Source organism: Methylophilus sp. DMC18 (assembly GCF_056314005.1).
In genome coordinates, this window is the sequence record NZ_JBQUZE010000005.1 from 67,735 (window position 1) to 83,001 (window position 15,267).

The 15,267-nt window shown below is 50.6% G+C and carries 27 protein-coding genes and 1 tRNA gene; 26 read left to right on the top strand and 2 right to left on the bottom strand.

Going from position 1 to position 15,267, the window contains the following annotated elements:
- The 10 genes from ACT53G_RS11975 (at position 1) to ACT53G_RS12020 (ending at position 4,545) form a co-directional block, all read left to right on the top strand.
- Positions 1–1,071 carry a hypothetical protein gene (locus ACT53G_RS11975; protein WP_476169494.1) on the top strand — a complete coding sequence of 357 codons (1,071 nt, stop codon included), beginning with the start codon at positions 1–3 and terminating at the stop codon, positions 1,069–1,071.
- The gene (locus ACT53G_RS11980) at positions 1,068–1,625 is read left to right on the top strand and encodes a hypothetical protein (protein ID WP_476169495.1); all 558 of its coding nucleotides are present in this window, start codon (positions 1,068–1,070) and stop codon (positions 1,623–1,625) included. Before ACT53G_RS11975 ends, ACT53G_RS11980 begins: the two co-directional genes overlap by 4 nt.
- Complete coding sequence (locus tag ACT53G_RS11985) at positions 1,603–1,926, top strand: hypothetical protein (protein ID WP_476169496.1); 324 nt, start codon at positions 1,603–1,605, stop codon at positions 1,924–1,926. The genes ACT53G_RS11980 and ACT53G_RS11985 overlap by 23 nt, the downstream gene beginning before the upstream one ends.
- Positions 1,927–1,936: 10 nt before the next feature.
- On the top strand, positions 1,937–2,464 hold the full coding sequence (locus ACT53G_RS11990) for a hypothetical protein (RefSeq protein ID WP_476169497.1): 528 nt from the start codon (positions 1,937–1,939) through the stop codon (positions 2,462–2,464).
- A 2-nt stretch (positions 2,465–2,466) separates the two neighbouring features.
- A complete protein-coding gene (locus tag ACT53G_RS11995; RefSeq protein WP_476169498.1) occupies positions 2,467–2,685 on the top strand; it encodes a hypothetical protein in 219 nt (72 codons plus the stop codon).
- On the top strand, positions 2,685–2,978 hold the full coding sequence (locus ACT53G_RS12000) for a hypothetical protein (RefSeq protein WP_476169499.1): 294 nt from the start codon (positions 2,685–2,687) through the stop codon (positions 2,976–2,978). The genes ACT53G_RS11995 and ACT53G_RS12000 overlap by 1 nt, the downstream gene beginning before the upstream one ends.
- A gap of 111 nt (positions 2,979–3,089) precedes the next feature.
- Positions 3,090–3,302: a hypothetical protein gene (locus ACT53G_RS12005; protein ID WP_476169500.1), complete on the top strand. Its 213-nt coding sequence runs from the start codon at positions 3,090–3,092 to the stop codon at positions 3,300–3,302.
- A 59-nt stretch (positions 3,303–3,361) separates the two neighbouring features.
- Entirely contained in the window at positions 3,362–4,039 is a 678-nt protein-coding gene (locus ACT53G_RS12010; protein WP_476169501.1) for a DUF7168 domain-containing protein, read from the top strand.
- A 2-nt stretch (positions 4,040–4,041) separates the two neighbouring features.
- Positions 4,042–4,299, top strand: coding sequence for a hypothetical protein (locus tag ACT53G_RS12015; RefSeq protein WP_476169502.1), 258 nt, complete (start codon positions 4,042–4,044; stop codon positions 4,297–4,299).
- Between the two features lie 9 nt (positions 4,300–4,308).
- On the top strand, positions 4,309–4,545 hold the full coding sequence (locus ACT53G_RS12020) for a hypothetical protein (protein WP_476169503.1): 237 nt from the start codon (positions 4,309–4,311) through the stop codon (positions 4,543–4,545).
- 2 nt (positions 4,546–4,547) lie between these two features.
- On the opposite strand, the gene ACT53G_RS12025 is transcribed toward ACT53G_RS12020, so the two are convergent.
- The gene (locus ACT53G_RS12025; protein ID WP_476169504.1) at positions 4,548–4,880 is read right to left on the bottom strand and encodes a hypothetical protein; all 333 of its coding nucleotides are present in this window, start codon (positions 4,878–4,880) and stop codon (positions 4,548–4,550) included.
- 9 nt (positions 4,881–4,889) lie between these two features.
- Here ACT53G_RS12025 and ACT53G_RS12030 point away from each other — a divergent pair, with 9 nt between their 5' ends.
- The 16 genes from ACT53G_RS12030 (at position 4,890) to ACT53G_RS12105 (ending at position 15,169) form a co-directional block, all read left to right on the top strand.
- On the top strand, positions 4,890–5,297 hold the full coding sequence (locus ACT53G_RS12030; RefSeq protein ID WP_476169505.1) for a phage protein GemA/Gp16 family protein: 408 nt from the start codon (positions 4,890–4,892) through the stop codon (positions 5,295–5,297).
- Complete coding sequence (locus tag ACT53G_RS12035; RefSeq protein ID WP_476169506.1) at positions 5,294–5,527, top strand: hypothetical protein; 234 nt, start codon at positions 5,294–5,296, stop codon at positions 5,525–5,527. Before ACT53G_RS12030 ends, ACT53G_RS12035 begins: the two co-directional genes overlap by 4 nt.
- Positions 5,508–5,906 (top strand): Mor transcription activator family protein, encoded by a 399-nt coding sequence (locus ACT53G_RS12040; protein WP_476169507.1) that lies wholly within the window; start codon positions 5,508–5,510, stop codon positions 5,904–5,906. The genes ACT53G_RS12035 and ACT53G_RS12040 overlap by 20 nt, the downstream gene beginning before the upstream one ends.
- Before the next feature lie 11 nt (positions 5,907–5,917).
- Positions 5,918–6,415, top strand: coding sequence for a hypothetical protein (locus tag ACT53G_RS12045; RefSeq protein WP_476169508.1), 498 nt, complete (start codon positions 5,918–5,920; stop codon positions 6,413–6,415).
- A 232-nt stretch (positions 6,416–6,647) separates the two neighbouring features.
- Positions 6,648–7,343 carry a BRO family protein gene (locus ACT53G_RS12050; protein ID WP_476169509.1) on the top strand — a complete coding sequence of 232 codons (696 nt, stop codon included), beginning with the start codon at positions 6,648–6,650 and terminating at the stop codon, positions 7,341–7,343.
- On the top strand, positions 7,336–7,599 hold the full coding sequence (locus ACT53G_RS12055; RefSeq protein WP_476169510.1) for a hypothetical protein: 264 nt from the start codon (positions 7,336–7,338) through the stop codon (positions 7,597–7,599). Before ACT53G_RS12050 ends, ACT53G_RS12055 begins: the two co-directional genes overlap by 8 nt.
- A gap of 143 nt (positions 7,600–7,742) precedes the next feature.
- Complete coding sequence (locus tag ACT53G_RS12060; protein ID WP_476169511.1) at positions 7,743–8,054, top strand: putative holin; 312 nt, start codon at positions 7,743–7,745, stop codon at positions 8,052–8,054.
- The gene (locus ACT53G_RS12065; protein ID WP_476169512.1) at positions 8,055–8,750 is read left to right on the top strand and encodes a transglycosylase SLT domain-containing protein; all 696 of its coding nucleotides are present in this window, start codon (positions 8,055–8,057) and stop codon (positions 8,748–8,750) included.
- Entirely contained in the window at positions 8,747–9,358 is a 612-nt protein-coding gene (locus ACT53G_RS12070; RefSeq protein ID WP_476169513.1) for a lysis system i-spanin subunit Rz, read from the top strand. The genes ACT53G_RS12065 and ACT53G_RS12070 overlap by 4 nt, the downstream gene beginning before the upstream one ends.
- A 4-nt stretch (positions 9,359–9,362) precedes the next feature.
- Positions 9,363–9,587, top strand: coding sequence for a TraR/DksA C4-type zinc finger protein (locus ACT53G_RS12075; protein ID WP_476169514.1), 225 nt, complete (start codon positions 9,363–9,365; stop codon positions 9,585–9,587).
- Positions 9,587–9,925, top strand: a complete 339-nt coding sequence (locus tag ACT53G_RS12080) for a hypothetical protein (protein WP_476169515.1) — start codon at positions 9,587–9,589, stop codon at positions 9,923–9,925. Before ACT53G_RS12075 ends, ACT53G_RS12080 begins: the two co-directional genes overlap by 1 nt.
- Positions 9,922–10,227: a VpaChn25_0724 family phage protein gene (locus ACT53G_RS12085; protein ID WP_476169516.1), complete on the top strand. Its 306-nt coding sequence runs from the start codon at positions 9,922–9,924 to the stop codon at positions 10,225–10,227. Before ACT53G_RS12080 ends, ACT53G_RS12085 begins: the two co-directional genes overlap by 4 nt.
- Positions 10,214–10,714: a DUF1804 family protein gene (locus ACT53G_RS12090; protein ID WP_476169517.1), complete on the top strand. Its 501-nt coding sequence runs from the start codon at positions 10,214–10,216 to the stop codon at positions 10,712–10,714. Before ACT53G_RS12085 ends, ACT53G_RS12090 begins: the two co-directional genes overlap by 14 nt.
- A complete protein-coding gene (locus tag ACT53G_RS12095; RefSeq protein WP_476169518.1) occupies positions 10,714–12,456 on the top strand; it encodes a hypothetical protein in 1,743 nt (580 codons plus the stop codon). Before ACT53G_RS12090 ends, ACT53G_RS12095 begins: the two co-directional genes overlap by 1 nt.
- A gap of 8 nt (positions 12,457–12,464) precedes the next feature.
- Positions 12,465–13,946, top strand: a complete 1,482-nt coding sequence (locus tag ACT53G_RS12100; protein WP_476169519.1) for a DUF935 domain-containing protein — start codon at positions 12,465–12,467, stop codon at positions 13,944–13,946.
- A complete protein-coding gene (locus ACT53G_RS12105; protein ID WP_476169520.1) occupies positions 13,946–15,169 on the top strand; it encodes a phage head morphogenesis protein in 1,224 nt (407 codons plus the stop codon). Before ACT53G_RS12100 ends, ACT53G_RS12105 begins: the two co-directional genes overlap by 1 nt.
- On the opposite strand, the gene ACT53G_RS12110 is transcribed toward ACT53G_RS12105, so the two are convergent.
- Positions 15,157–15,223, bottom strand: a tRNA-Ser gene (locus tag ACT53G_RS12110). The two genes, ACT53G_RS12105 and ACT53G_RS12110, sit on opposite strands and share 13 nt — an antisense overlap.
- Positions 15,224–15,267 lie beyond the last annotated feature (44 nt).

Here is a 15,267-nt window from a genome sequence, read left to right on the forward strand (position 1 = left end):
ATGGCCTTCAATACTTTTGTGCTGGACCAACTTAATAATCCACCAGAAGAGCTGGCAATAGAAATCTTAAAAATTCTAAATGCCAGCTCTTATGCACTGCCATGCGCCGAGATTTTTAAGCTATCAAAAGAGGCTGTCACCTCTAGAGATATTTCCTTGGAAATGTCACAAACACTCAAGCCAAAAGGCTTGGTAGAAATTGATCGCAAAGAACGTAAACCAGGGGTCGGAAGTGACATCGCCTTTTGGAAAATCACTCAGGCCGGTAAAGACTTTTTGCAGTCAACAAATACAAAACTGCCAGAAGATATAACGCCGAATTATGATCCGCCGATTTTTGGCCAGACACCTGCTGTTGATACTGTCGTAGCCGAAATTGAAAAAGTCATTGATACGCCAAGTGAACCTGTTGTTGCGCATCCAGCCCCTGATTATTCAGATAAGCCTAAGTCCTATCAGATACTCAAGCACATTGAGGCTAATCAAGGTGCAACCACCAAACTTTTAAGTGACTTGGTAGGCACGGCTGATATAGGCAACTATGTTAAATCCTTCTTTGAGCGTGGCCTTGTGGTGCATGGGAAAAACGAACACGGCAAACGCACCTGGAACTTAAAAGACGGCTGGACTGCAGATCAGATATATGACACTCGCAAAGGTGGGAGCAACTACAGTGATTCCACTATTAAAACAACGCCTGTGGCTAAGCAAGCACATATCGAAAAACAACCAGGAGCCAAAGATGAAAATGCCTCTACACCGCAACCTCCGCAAGAAACCAATGACGATATTGGAAGAATGTCGCAAGCACTGGCCACATCAGTTACGAAAAGTCATCCAGTCGAACAGGTTCAGAAAGATGCCGACAAGATCCATCAAACTCAAATCAAGCATGATCGTCCCGCTGCCAAGGTGAGATTCGCCATCACCAGTGACAGGCACATGATTCTGATGGGTCTGGCCGCTGAAGATATCGAATTAACTGAGGCTGATAGCAAAGAACTGATCTCATTTTGTAAGGGCGTTAATTTCTCAAATACCCTATTTAACAAACCGGCGATTAAAGAATGAAACTCGTCTGCCCAGTCTGCCAAGCTGAATTCCCGCTAGAAGCCGCCATGAACGATGTCGCGGCTCGCCAGGCGGTGGTCAAGGCGTTTGAGCTCACCGAGATCGGAAGCTTACTTATCCGCTACGTCAATCTGTTCAAGCCTGCCAAGCAGGCGCTGAGCATGGCCCGCCTGGCCAAGCTGCTCGAGGAGATGGTTCCAATGGTTAAATCCGGCCAGATCACACGCAACGGCACCATGTATCCAGCCCCGCAGACCTACTGGCAGCAAGCGATTGAAACCGTACTGGCGCAGCGCGACAAACTCACCCTACCCATGAAAAGCCACGGCTACCTGCTGGAGATCATCGCCGGTTATGCCAACAAGGCTAGTGGCCAGGCAGAACGGGCCAACGAACAAGGGCGCAAATATGGCGAATACCACACCGCAGACAAGCCTGCCGCTAGAGATGCTGTGGTGGCATCTACAGCCAGAAAACCTAAATCTACGCCGCCAAAAAACTGGCGGGAAACCGTTAAACAAGGAGCAAGCGATGGTAAAGAAAACCAAGCATGACCTGCTGGCCGTGATGGTCAATCACTGCGGTGAAGATAAGGCGATATCGTCACGTGCGCTGGGGGTAAAAGTCGGTGTTCCAGAGCGAAAGATTCGCCAGCTGGTGACTGAGTGCCGCCAGGATGGTACCGCCATATGCGGACACCCTAAGTCTGGTTATTTTGTGGCCAGCAACCAGAAAGAGCTGGAAGAAACACTCGACTTTTTACGCCATCGTGCCCTGACCAGCCTCAAGCTGGCCAGCACGCTGGGCAACATACCGCTGGGCGATTTAATCGGCCAGTTACATATCAACGCATAAGGATAAAACTATGAGTAATCAAAAAGAATTAATCGAAGGCGCAGCCAAGGAGTACTCCAAAGAGCGCAGCGTGTTGGCCGAGCTGGTGACCAGCCTTAATCACGAAATTATCAAGCTTAACCGCAAGGCACTGCCAGCCATCAAGAATGCGGTTAACGCAACCAAAGAGGCCGAGGCCAAGCTTGAGGCGCTGCTTAAAGACAACGTCAAGCTGTTTGAGAAGCCACGCACATGGACGATCCACGGCATTAAATTTGGCTTTGCAAAACAAAAGGGCTGCATCGAGATCCCCGATATCGACAAATCCATCAAGCTCATCCGCAAGCATTTCCCTGACAAAGCAGACTTGCTGATCGTCACCAAAGAGAGCATCAGCAAAGACGCCGTGGGCAATCTCTCAGTCGATGAACTCAAGCGGATCGGTTGCAATGTGGTCGCAGACACAGATGACGTGGTGATCAAACCCACGGACAGCAACGTCGACAAGCTCGTCACCGCTCTGCTCAAGAATGATGACGCTGAGCAGGAGGCCGCATAACCATGCAAGCCAACCCATGCGGCACCTTAACCGAACAACAACGCCACCGCGTGAAGTGGATCACATCCACCGAGCGCAGAGCGCAGGGCGTGGCCGGGACCTGTGGCCAATGCAGCGGCCTCGATACCAACCACGGGGCCCATTGTAAAACGCACCGTTTTTCCACGCGTGCAGGCGCTGTTTGCAGCAGCTTTAATCAGCGCTCCGCGGAGGACATCTGATGTCAGCCCTCGACAATATCGCCTGCGCCCATACGCCCCTGCACCAACGTGCTGCGGCCATCCTCGCAGTGCATGGCGACACGCTGCAAGATCAGCGCCGTGCCGATGACCTGGTGTTTTTAAACATGCTGGTACGGCGACACATGGTATTTGGCACGGCGCGTTATGAAGCACGCCTAGACGAGATCCAGGCTGAGTATGCGATCAGCGAGATTGCGACCGCACAGCTGGATCCTGATGTGGCTGCAGTTATTAAATCCAACCGAACAAATAACCAATTACCCCCTGGGTAGTGCTGACGCCAAGCTATGAGTGGCGCGTAACCATAGCAGTGAGCGATGGGTGTCCTTTCAGTGATTACCTTGCCCAGGCGCTCACACCAACTTAAAACTTAGGAGATTGTAATGACCAAAAAAGTACGTGTAGAAAATGCTGATACAAGCAGCTTCAAAGTGGTGGTTGAAGTCTGGGATAAAGGCTTGAATGGTGGCCCTGACACTAAAGCCTTTGAGCGCCGCCTCGATCACCCAACAGCCATGACCGGCGATGACATCTTTATCACCAGCACGCGTTACCTGGTTGTAAAGGAAGTACCACCAGAGCCAGTAACAGCTTAAACCCTCAATTTCAGGCCGTTAAACAGCGGCCTGATGTGGATGGTTTAACGGAGACCGACATGACCAAAAAAGAAGCGATCGACAAAATCAAAAAATGCCTGGCGTTGGCCAAGTCTGCCAATGAGCATGAAGCTGCTGCAGCACTTCGCCAGGCGCAGGCCCTCATGGAGAAATTCAGCATCGATGACGATGATGTGCTGGCAGCTGAGGTCTCTTCATTTTCAGCCAGATCAGCAAATCAAAAGCCTGCAAATTGGGAGGCCTGGTTAGCGCAAGTGGTTTCTGAGTCATGCGGCTGCAGGCTGATTTTTCGCAGCTTCTTAAGCGCTGAATATGTCTTTATCGGCTGTGGTGTTTCCTCAGAGATCGCTAGCTACGCGTTTCAGGTGCTGCATCGACAATGCAAAAAAGCCCGAGCTGAGTTTATTAAAACAAAGCTCAAGCGCTGCAAGGCTGCGACCAAAACCAAGCGCGCGGATCTGTATTGCGAGGGCTGGGTAAGGACCGCCTCAGAAAAGATCACCGCGCTGGTTTTAAATGATCAGCAGACCGCATCCATTGAGGCCTACATGAGCAAGCGGTACCCAAAACTTAACGAGACCAAACCACGCGATCGGAATGATGGTACCCGCATGAGTAACCGTGCTTTTGATGACTTTGCAGCGGGCGCTGCCCAGGGTGCAAAAGCAGAATTAAACCGTGGTGTTAGTGGCCAGAGTCCTCTGGCGTTGGAGTGATTATGCAATTCAATATCAGTTTTAGCCTGCCAGCAACTTTTCCACCGCACATGCTGCCAGATGAGGTTATTCAGTTTTTGAATAACGAAGTGATGGGCCTCAAGCCTGCTGAGTTTCTTGTGTTAGCCGAGGAGAAAGGCTACCAGCCATTATGGAAGCCTCTCCCCAACTATGGCGAAGGCTTCTTTGGGTTCGCTCTGACTGTGAATGGCATGGCAATCCCGCTGATCGTAAAAATCACAACTGGTCAGGTTCATTAGGAAATTGTCATGACCGCAGACGAATCCGATCAATTCTTCATGGTCGCAAATGCTGAAAGCGAGCCAGGCATGCCGGTTAACGTTCTGGCTCGGCCACCACGGTGTGTACAGCCATGCATCAAAATGGCTGAGTCCGAGGCCGTTAGGCTTGCACAAAAAACAGGTGGGCGATTCTTTGTGTTAGCTGCTGTCGCCTATGTTGAGTTTGTCGACGGCGTGCCTAGATGGACAGAGGTGGCCAAATGATCTTACTTGATATCTTTGTAACGAGTTTTCGGCTTTGCCTTGGTTGGGCTTGGGTCCAGTGGCTTGCGCTTAACCTGGCTAAGATCATCGTCGGCGCTGAAATGCGTGCGTTTTTTTACGCCGATCTTATCGCCCATGTCATTGACCAGTTGTCTTTGGTCCTGGCTAGTCTCAATGCAAACCTGTTCACCAAACTCAGTCAGCCTATAACCAAAAATCTCAGGCTCAATGATTCCATGCTCGAGCAGGTATTCAATCAGCTCTGGCGCAATGTCGTCATGCTGGTTGCGCGCAATCTTTGTAATCGCGTCCAGTTGAGGTTTAGATAGGTGCATAAAAGCATTATGAAAAAATCGAACAATAACCGCAACAACCAGATCGCACAGATCCATATCGCCCGGGCCCAGCTCGGGCTAGATGATGATACCTATCGAAGCATCATCCGAATGATGAGCAATGGCCGCACAGATAGCAGCGCGCAGCTCGACTACGCAGAGCGCATTAAGCTGCTTGAGCACTTTAGGGCGCGTGGTTGGAAAAACACTAAAACGACCACACCCAAAGCGGCTAAAAAGACCAACCAGAGCATGATCGGCAAAATCGGTGCCTTGCTGGCTGACATGAAGCTGCCCTGGAGCTATGCCGATGGCGTTGCCAAGCGGATGTTTGGCCGTGATCGGGTGCAGTGGTGCGAGGCCGAGGAGCTGCGGGCAGTCATTGCCGCGCTGGTGAAACGTCAGGAGCAAACATGATTGTGATTGAAGTAGTTGAGGCGATGGCGTTTTTTGGGTTTGGTTACCTGGTAGGGGCACTGTTAAACCGTAAGCCGCCAGTGATTAAACAGGTGATTGATAGTGCGTTTCTTGATGATCTAACCAACGAGCTAGATATTCAATCAGTCACCGCTCACGCAGATCGATGTGGAATGGTGCTTATGCCTAAAGGTTTTGAGGATATCAGACGTGGAAAATCAAAACGTTAACACTGACCTGCCTGAATCCCTACAGCAGATGATAGACGCCATTGGCGAGACCGCTACACTTGCCCTGGTTGAGGCCTTCGGCGGGACTACGCAACGCCTGCCAGCCTTGAGCAATGTTGGTACGCATCATTTTGTGCCGGTGATCGGCGAAGTGCTGCTCATGGGGCTGATCAAAGCTGCTGGCGCATCGCGGGATATTTACATCCCCAGCAATGCCGCCGCGCTGATCAAGCGCCGCAATCAGGGCATTGTGCGCGATTATCTGGCGGGCGTTAAGGTTGATGCGCTGGCGATTAAGCACAAGCTGAGTGATCGCCATATCTGGCGGATACTCAAAGAAACCAATATGATTGATGAACGCCAGCAGGCGCTGTTTTAAGGGGAGACATTATGAAAAAAATTGCACTACTTTTGGCTTTTGTTTCAATAAGCTGCTTTGCAGATGAGCCTGGTGGCTATGATCCAGAGAACTATACAGGTGGTGGTTATGACCCTAAACAGGAGGATAAATCACCAACACCTGAACAATTAAAGCGTGTGCAGGATTATATTCAGGCAACAGAGAAAAATATTCTTAATCGTATTAAGACCGCTGACACAGACGTGTTTTGCATGGATTATGGACAAGTTTTACGGGGAGAGTTCACTGGGCTAACACCTAAAATGTTGGTCGGGGAGGTTAAAAAAAGGAAGTTAAAGTTTGATGTGAATAACATAAAAAAACAAGTGATTAAGCTAGGCATGACCAAATGTAATTTGTATGCCTCATGGGGATTCCCAGAAAATGAAAATAGAAACGTAGGGAGATATGGTGTGCATATTCAGCATGTTTACGGCGATGCTTATGTTTATACAGAAAACGGTATTGTCACTTCCTGGCAGGACTAGTTGACAACCATACCAAATAAAGCGCAGAATCCGCTGCAAGTGCTTCAAACACGAGTAGCAAGAGCGGTTCCGCGCCCGTCAGATGTGGTTTTTTTTCGTCCATAGTTTCTATGGCCGGGTGTGCGACTAATAAAATAGCGGCTTGCCGCGAATACGTCCGCCGACTCTTGCCGGTTTGAAGCACCTGGCCGCCCACGGCCACCGTGGGTGCTTCCCTTCAAAGGAGCAAGAGATGATTCAAGATTCCCCCGCCGAGTTTTATGGCACCCCACTCAACGTAGTAGAACATCATGGCCAAAAATGGTTAACAGCTGAACAAGCTGGTACATGTCTTGGTTATGATCAGTCAAATGCCCGTAATCGTGTCACTAAGATTTTTGAGCGTCACAGTGACGAATTTACGGTAGAAGATACCTGCGCCGTCAAATTGACGGTGCAGGGTCAAGCTCGAACAGTCCGTATTTTCTCTGCAACCGGTTGCATAAAGTTGGGATTCTTTGCTCAAACGCCACGGGCTGCTGAGTTCCGTACTTGGTCTAGTAAAGTCCTAGCAGCACATCAGCAAGGTGTAGATTTAATTAGCCAGCAGCAACAACTAAGCCTCGCCCGTGAGATCGGCGTGCTGCGCGACCAGCTGCTCGAGCAAAACCGCATGATGCTGGCTTTGTTTGAGCGCTTAACGCTGGCACAGCGCGGCCAGATCAGGGCGCAAGATAAGCTAACGCGAGCTATTGAACGTGAGCGCAACATGCTGGCCCGCCAGGAAAAAGCCCAGGCACGCGAAACCATTATCAAGATGGAGGCCGATGGTGTGCCGCGTGATGTGATTTGTGTGACCGTTGGCCGCACGTTGAATCATGTGCGTCAGGTGATTTTTCAGGCCAAGCGTGATGGCGTTTTCCCACAGGCGGAGGTGCATCATGGTTAACCCTAATGAGCCAGTCACCCCGCAAGCCTTTTTAGAGGCGTTTATCATCGCGTTTTGCAATGAGTTTGCCGTGCCAGACAACAATGGCAAGCCGCCACCAGGTGCGTTTGTGGCCTTGGGTAATATCGCCCGCGATAACGCCTACGTGCGCGGCTTCAACGATGGCCGCGAGCAAGGGTATAGTTTGGCTATGAGCCAGATCGCGCATGCCAAGGCCCAAACACAGGCGGTGCTAAGTAAAATGCAAGGCAGTTGACCGCAAGATTGTTTGGCAGTAGGCTGTAAAAAAGGGGTCGCATTCGCGGCCCTTTTCTTTACCTGACACGTGTCAGTGTCGAGTTATATCCCCTCAGCCTCTAACATTGAGGCATGAAAAAACTCTCTGTTAAAGCGCCCCGCATGACTGATTGGTTACTGGTAACCGTGTTGTTGCTGGTGATCATTTATCAGGTTGCCCCTCAACAATTACCCGTCTCGCTTTACAAGCTATCGCTGATCACGATGGCTGGCTGTATCGGCTACTGGATTGATCGCAGCGCTTTCCCCTATGCGCGGCCAGATGCGTTTATGTGCAGGCCATTTAGTATTGGTGGGCCGTACGTGCCGGATAAGTCGGTAGAGCCAACACAGCAGCTTGTTTTTGCTGCATCTATGTTGCGTAGAGCAATCATCATTGCCGCTGCCATGCTGGCGGCGAGCTTGGGGGCATAAATGCAAGAGCGCGACTCATTATCCTGGTATCTGCTTGACCACGTTGGCGCAAACTTCCTTTGGAAATTCATGGTGGCCTACATGGTGGCCATTTTGGTTGGCGTGTTGCTCGCATTTAGCTCCAATGTCCAAGCCGCTGGATTTGTACCGTCAAACGCCATCAAATACCGTAGCGAGTTAACGCGCATCGCCCATGCTGAGTGGGGTTTAAATGCCCCTATCCCTTTGTTTGCTTCCCAAATTCACCAGGAGTCTGCCTGGCAACCGGCTGTAGTTTCCAAAGTTGGTGCAGAGGGCATGGCGCAGTTTATGCCAGCCACCGCAAAGTGGCTATGTGAGTCTAGCGGCACCCCTGCCAATCAATGCCAGCCACAAAACCCGACATGGGCCATGCGTGCGTTGGTGCAATACGATAAATGGCTGTATGCGCGGGTGTGGGGCTTGAATGACTACGACCGGTTCTGGGCAACACTCAGAGCCTATAACGGCGGCTTGGGCTGGTGGCAACGCGAGGCTTTAATGGCGCCAGCAAAGCGCATGGCCACGCGTGAAGAGATCGATGCCTTCTGCGGCAAAAACCGGCGCCACGTCATGCACTGTAAAGAAAACCTCGCTTACCCGCTTCGAATCATGAATATTTACCAGCCTCGCTATAGCGGCTGGGGCCGCATCATCATCCAAGGGGGTCAAGCGTGAATATCACTTCGCTCGATGAGTTAACCACCAAGCCTTTGATCCCTACCTGGTTGATTGGGATTTTCTTTTGCATTGTGGTTTTCGCCCTTGTTGGTTTGTTGTATGCCTATGGTCAGCAGCAGTTTGAGCGTGGCCACAAGCTGGGCGAGTCAGAAACCATGACCAAATGGCAGGCCACTGATAACCAGGAGCTGATCACCGCCAATGCTGAAATTATCCGGCTGCAGACCCAAGCCAGGGAAGATGAGGCAGAGCATCAAAAACGACTGGCTGAAAAGGACAAGGCTTATCAAGAGGAGAAGACACGTGAAAAGGTTAAAACTGACGCTGTTGAGCGTGATTTGCGTAATGGCAATGCCAGGTTGCTGGTCGCAGCCAACAAAGCCGCAGCCGCAGCCAGCCAAGGCAGTACAAGTCAAAGCGGCCCGGCTCAGCCCGGCACCGGCAGTGGTGATGCAGAAGCAAGATGCGAACTTTCTCCAACTGTTTCAGCAGAGATTTACAGTGATTACACCAGAGCCAACGAAATCACAAAACAGCTCGGACTCTGCCAAGAAATAGTGGCTGAAGACAGGCGCGTATGCGGCTTGGACTCGCCTACAGAGTAGACGCATGTCACGGCAGTTTGATTTTGCCTCGGATATGGAGGCCAGGGAGCGCGACAGCGTAGTTGCAGCCAAGCGCGAAGAGATTGCTTATATAACACAACCCGCATATTCACATTGTGAAGACTGCGGGGAAGAGATCGCCAAAGAGCGGCAGAAAATCAAGGGTGTAACCCGTTGCATTATTTGCCAGGGAATTAAAGAGAGTAAGGATATGCGAGGGTTACGTTGATGGATTGGATGGAAATTTTAAAGTTTGGCTTTCAGGTGTTTCAGTTTCTGATCACCGGTGGCTTGGCTTTTTACGTGTACATGTCCAAAAAGGATACGGTCACTAACGAGAGGATCGGCAAGTTGGAAAACGATATCGATACGAAAATTGACTTGCACGGTGAACGTATTGCCAGGCTGGAAGTGAAAGCAGACAAAGCCCCCACGCATGACGATATCGGCAAGGTTTACGACAAGATCAACCAGGTATCAGACTGCGTGAGTCGGCTTGAGGGCAAGTTTGAAGGGGCAACTAATACCCTGCAATTAATCCATGAAACCTTGATGGAGCGGAAATGAGTTACCAGGAAACTGTAGCGGCAGCCAGACGCCTGGCTATTTTGTTGGCCCTGTTCTTTGCCAGCGGTTATACCCTTAATCGCCGCGCATTGCGTGATCAAGTGGAAAAGACGGGTTATGTCTGTAGCGCTGATCTGTTTGATTCTGAGATTGAATGGCTAGCAGAAATGGGGCTGGTTCAACGCCTGGAGCTGGATGCCATATCAATTTCTGAGCGTGGTGTTGATGTTGCCCTGGGCAAGTCACAAACGCCTGGCGTTCGTCGGCCAAGCCCTGGAGAAATCAAGCATGGCACACAGTGAGGAAACTCGCCGCGCTGTTCGCGCGGCTTACATTTTCGACCAGTTATCCCTTGAAATGGCAGCTCTGAAAAATGAGGTGCCATTTGCCACTGCACGTAAGTGGAAGCGTGACGATAAGGTTGCGGGCGATGATTGGGAAAAAGCTCGCAGCGCACAGATGATCGCTGGTGGCGGCATTGAGGACGTCGTGCGTCAGACATTAGCGGTGGTTGTGCAGCAGGTGCAGGCCACTGTACAAACCATTCAAGAGGCAGAAAATATGCCTCCGGCTACCAAGGTCGATATGTTGGCCAGCCTTGCAGATGCGTACAACAAGCTGCTCGCCGCAAGCCGTCGATTAATGCCGGAGACAGATAAGCTTGCTGTGGCAACTGATGTTCTTAAGCGTGAGAATGAGTTTATCCGGACAAATTTCCCTCAACATCAGGCAGCGTTTGTCGACATTCTTGGCCCATTTGCTGAAGAACTGACCAAGGCATACAACTAATGGCAAGCCAAACCACTGAGAAGGACTTTCTTAAAGAGATTGAGGATATTGTTGCCGAGACTCGACGCGATATAGATGCGCATAAAATCGGCTTGGACCCTTCAAAAGAGGCAATCAAAGAACGCAGAAAACGTGTGCTCAATGGCGACTTTGAGTTTTTTGCCTATACCTATTTGCGGCATCACATCAGGCCACCTGCTTCACAATTTCATGGCCATATCTTTAAACGGTTGCCTCAAATTTTGATGCAATGGAATGGCGCAAAGGAATGGTGGGTTGCGCCGCGTGGTGAAGCGAAGTCCTCAATTCTAACTAAAGTTGGCCCAGTGTTTGTATCAGTGATCGGTTTGCTGCAACGGCCATCAATACGCGCTGAAATTGGTTGGGAAGGTGATCCACCTTTTTTTGTCGATTACATCACTATGCTTGGTGCAGAAACCAAGTTGCCAACCAAGTTACTTGAGGTGGTAAAAGTAGAGTTAACTTCTAATGCTGCTTTGGCACTGGACTTTCCTGAAGCATGTGGCGCTACAAAAAACTGGAAGATTGGCGAGTTTACTACCAAGACTGGCGTTAAATGCGAGGCCTTCGGTGCTGAGCAGGCGATTCGCGGTACCTTCCACGGGTCAAGTCGTCCGAAATTACTCCTGGGCGATGACCTGATCACGGATAAGGAAGCAAAAAGCCCGACAGAATGTGACAACCGTTGGGATTGGCTTGAAAAAGCAATTGATTACCTTGGGCCACCTGAAGGTAACGTTAAGTTTCTTGGTGTTGGTACAGTGCTTAACAAAAATGACCCTATCAGTCGGGCAAAGAATGCTATTGGCCATCAGGTGCATCATTTTAGGGCAATCGTAAAACTGCCACTGAATATGGACCTGTGGGAGCAGTGCCAGGAATTAATGCTTAACAATGACAAGATTGCACAGCAGGAAGCCAGTGCAAATGGCATTGTTCTTACTGATGATGAGCTCCCATCCTATAAATTTTACTTAGCCAATAAAACCAAGATGGATGAAGGCGCTGAAATATCTTGGCCGCAAGTGCGAAGCCTGTTTTGGTTGATGCGACAAAAAGCAAAAAACGCAAAGGCTTTTGGCACTGAAATGCAAGGGGAGCCACGTAGTGATGAGGATAAAGTGTTTTCCCCTATCAAGTACTTTGTGAGCATCTTATCTCATTGGCTTGAGTTTGGAGGTGTTGACCCTTCTATGGGTAAGGGTGAGACCTCGGACCCCTCTGCCATTCTTGGTGGAGCATGGAGCAAAGAGAAAGGTGTTTTGCATGTGCACACAGCAGAAATTAAGCGACGTGTACCCTCAAAGCTCTATGCTGACATCATTCAATTTCAACGGGATCATCGCTGCCAGGCCATTGGGTTTGAAAATAATAATGCCTATGAAGCCATGCGCTTGAGAGTTAGAGAAATTGGTATGGAAAAAGGCATGGTTGTGCCTTTGATTGGCCTGACTGCAACTGTTGAGCAAGAAGTTAGAACGGACTCTTTGGAACCTTGGATCACAGATCCTATGGATACAAGAATAGAGTTTGCATCTGGATTAACTATGTTACTTGCTGAACTAGATGCATGGCCTGAAAAACAGCCTGGCCACCACTATGATGGACTTTGTGCGCTGTACTGGCTTTGGGTCATCGCTTATATGCGCGGTAACGGTATTGGAACACTTCGATCTGCTGGCGAGCGTGAATCAGTCAGCAGCACCAATGGATATATGTGAGGTAAATCATGGCCGACGAAAAAATTGCCAAGCCAGAAAAAAACGAGATAGCCACCACGCAGGATGGCCGCGATATCACCCGGGGCTTTATTGATAACCTGCCCTTGTTGGCACCGCAAGATAAGCTGCTGCAGCTCAAGGGTGCCGGTGATTTGCGCATTTACCAGGAAGTACTGCGCGACGATAAGGTAAAAACCTGCCTGGCGCAGCGCTTTAGCGCAGTGACTAGCCGTGGCTGGAATGTGAAACCCGGGGGCAATAAACTGGTAGATAAAAAGGCCGCTGAGTTTTTAACCGAGCAGCTCAATAACCTGCAGTTTGACGATATCACCGAGAAAATGCTTTATGGCGTGTATTACGGCTATGCGGTCGCTGAAGCGATTTGGGCCGAAGATAATAGCCGCATTATTCCCCGGGCGATCAAAGTGCGCGACCGTCGCCGCTTTGGTTTTGCCCCGGATATGACCCTGCGCCTGAAGACCATGCAAAAGCCTATGGGCGAGATCTTGCCCGAGCGTAAGTTCTGGTATTTTTCGTGCGGAGCTGATCACCACGATGAGCCATATGGCCTTGGCCTGGCACATTGGCTTTACTGGCCGGTGTTTTTCAAACGCAGCGGCATCAAGTTCTGGCTGAAGTTTCTGGATAAGTTTGGTACGCCAACGGCGCATGGTACTTACCCTGGAGGCACGGAGGAAACTGAACAGGACAAGCTGCTGAACGCGCTGCGAGATATCCAGAACGATAGCGCGGTGATCACCCCTGAAGGCATGGCGATTACCCTGCTTGAAGCCACCCGCAGTGGCGCAGCGGATTATGCCTCTATGGTCCGTGTGATGGATGATGCGATCGCCCAGGTGATCCTCGGCCAAACAGCCAGCACCCAGGGCACACCCGGGCGGCTCGGTAACGACCAGCTGCAGAGTGATGTTCGCCTGGATATCGTCAAGGCCGACGCTGATGTGATCTGCATGAGTTTTAACGCAGGCCCAGCGCGCTGGCTGACCGATTGGAATTTTGCAGGTGCGGCTTACCCAACTGTATGGCGTGAGGTGGAAGAGCCAGAGGATCTCGATAAGCGTGCCGATCGGGATATCAAGGTCAAGCAGCTGGGGCCATTCAAGCCTACGCTGCAATACGTGCAAGAGACCTATGGCGGTGAGTGGACAGAATCTGCAGCCAATGATCCTGCAAACGCCCCGGGCCCAGACAATAATCAGCAGCAAGCCTCTTTTGCCGAGCCTCATGCAAGCCCTACTGGCCAACTTGAAGATGACCTGGTCAAACACTCTTCTGGCCAATGGCAGGCCACCGTTAAAAAACTGCAGGGGATTGTCGACCAGGCAGCAGATTTAACGGCATTGCAAAAGCAGCTGACTGTTGAGTTTGCCGAGCTGGGTGAAGATGGTCTGGTAAACATCATGGCAGCAGCTTTTGCCCTGGCTGAACTCAAGGGCATGAGTGATGTAGTTGATGAGAGTGAAGCCTAATGCAGTTTGGCTTTAACACCCCTTTCAAAGAGCAGCTGCAGTTCTTTGAGCAAAAAATGAATCTTCCCAGTGATCGCTGGGATGACATTACCAAGTCTGCCCACGATAAGGCCTTTATTGTGGCTGGGGCGGCTGATGCCGATTTGTTGCAGGATCTGAATAACGCAATCAAAAAAGCCATTCGTGATGGCAAGGGCATAGAGGAGTTCCGGCGCGACTTTAAGCAAATAGTCAAAGCCCGCGGCTGGACCGGGTGGACGGGCCAAGGAACCAAAGGCGGTGAAGCCTGGCGCACGCGCATTATTTACCAGACCAACATGGCCACCAGTTACTCGGCTGGCCGCTATAAGCAGCTGACCGATCCAGAATTTCTGAAGATCAGGCCATTGTGGACGTATCACCATATGGATGGCGTAGAGCATCCACGTATGGTGCATGTGTCCTGGAATGGTGTGACCTTGCCGCATGATCACATTTTCTGGAAAACACATTTCCCCATTAATGATTTTGGTTGCCATTGCTGGGTGACCGCAGCACGCCCGGGCGCGAAGATTGTAGAGCCGCCACCAGGCTGGCAAGCGCTGGATCCTAAAACCGGCACTTATGTGGGCATAGGAAAAGGGTTTGATTACGCACCTGGTGCGAGTGTCACCAAACCCATGCAGTCGTTTATTGACGACAAGCTGATCAAGCTGGATGCGCCGATTGGTGCCGCCATGTGGGAGAAGTTGGCGCCGGTGATCGCCAAAGAACGCCAGCAGCTTTGGTGGGACAAACTGGATGCGCTGGCTGCAGCTCAGCGGCCAGATGGCGGCTACACGGTTTTAGCGGCCATGCCGGTCGACGTGGTTGACTGGCTGGCCGCACAAAATAAGCCTATGCCAGTGAGCGCCGAGATTGCGGTACCAAACTATTTGCCGTTTGGGGCCAAGCAGGCCCGGCACCAGGCAGCTGGTAATGCGTTAACCTTTGATGAGTGGCGCAACGTGCCTACCTGGTTAAGCCAGCCAGGTGCAATTTATTACGATACCAGGAACGACACACTGATTTTTGTGGCTGAAGAAAAAGGCCCGGCCAAAATAGCCATTGAGTTTGATCCGCAAAGATCAGAGCGTGCAGGCATGAACCTGATATTAACCACGTTTAGGGTAGACGATGTGAGTATTGCTGCAGAAGTGAACAGTGGTGACTGGCAGGTAGTGAAGGTCTTTGGCCGCAGGTAGGAATCGAACCTACGTATGCACAGTATGCACTTTAACCGCTCGAGCACTGCAACCAAAGAGTAATCAGTATTATCGGCTTTTAAGAGAGAAAATCAAGA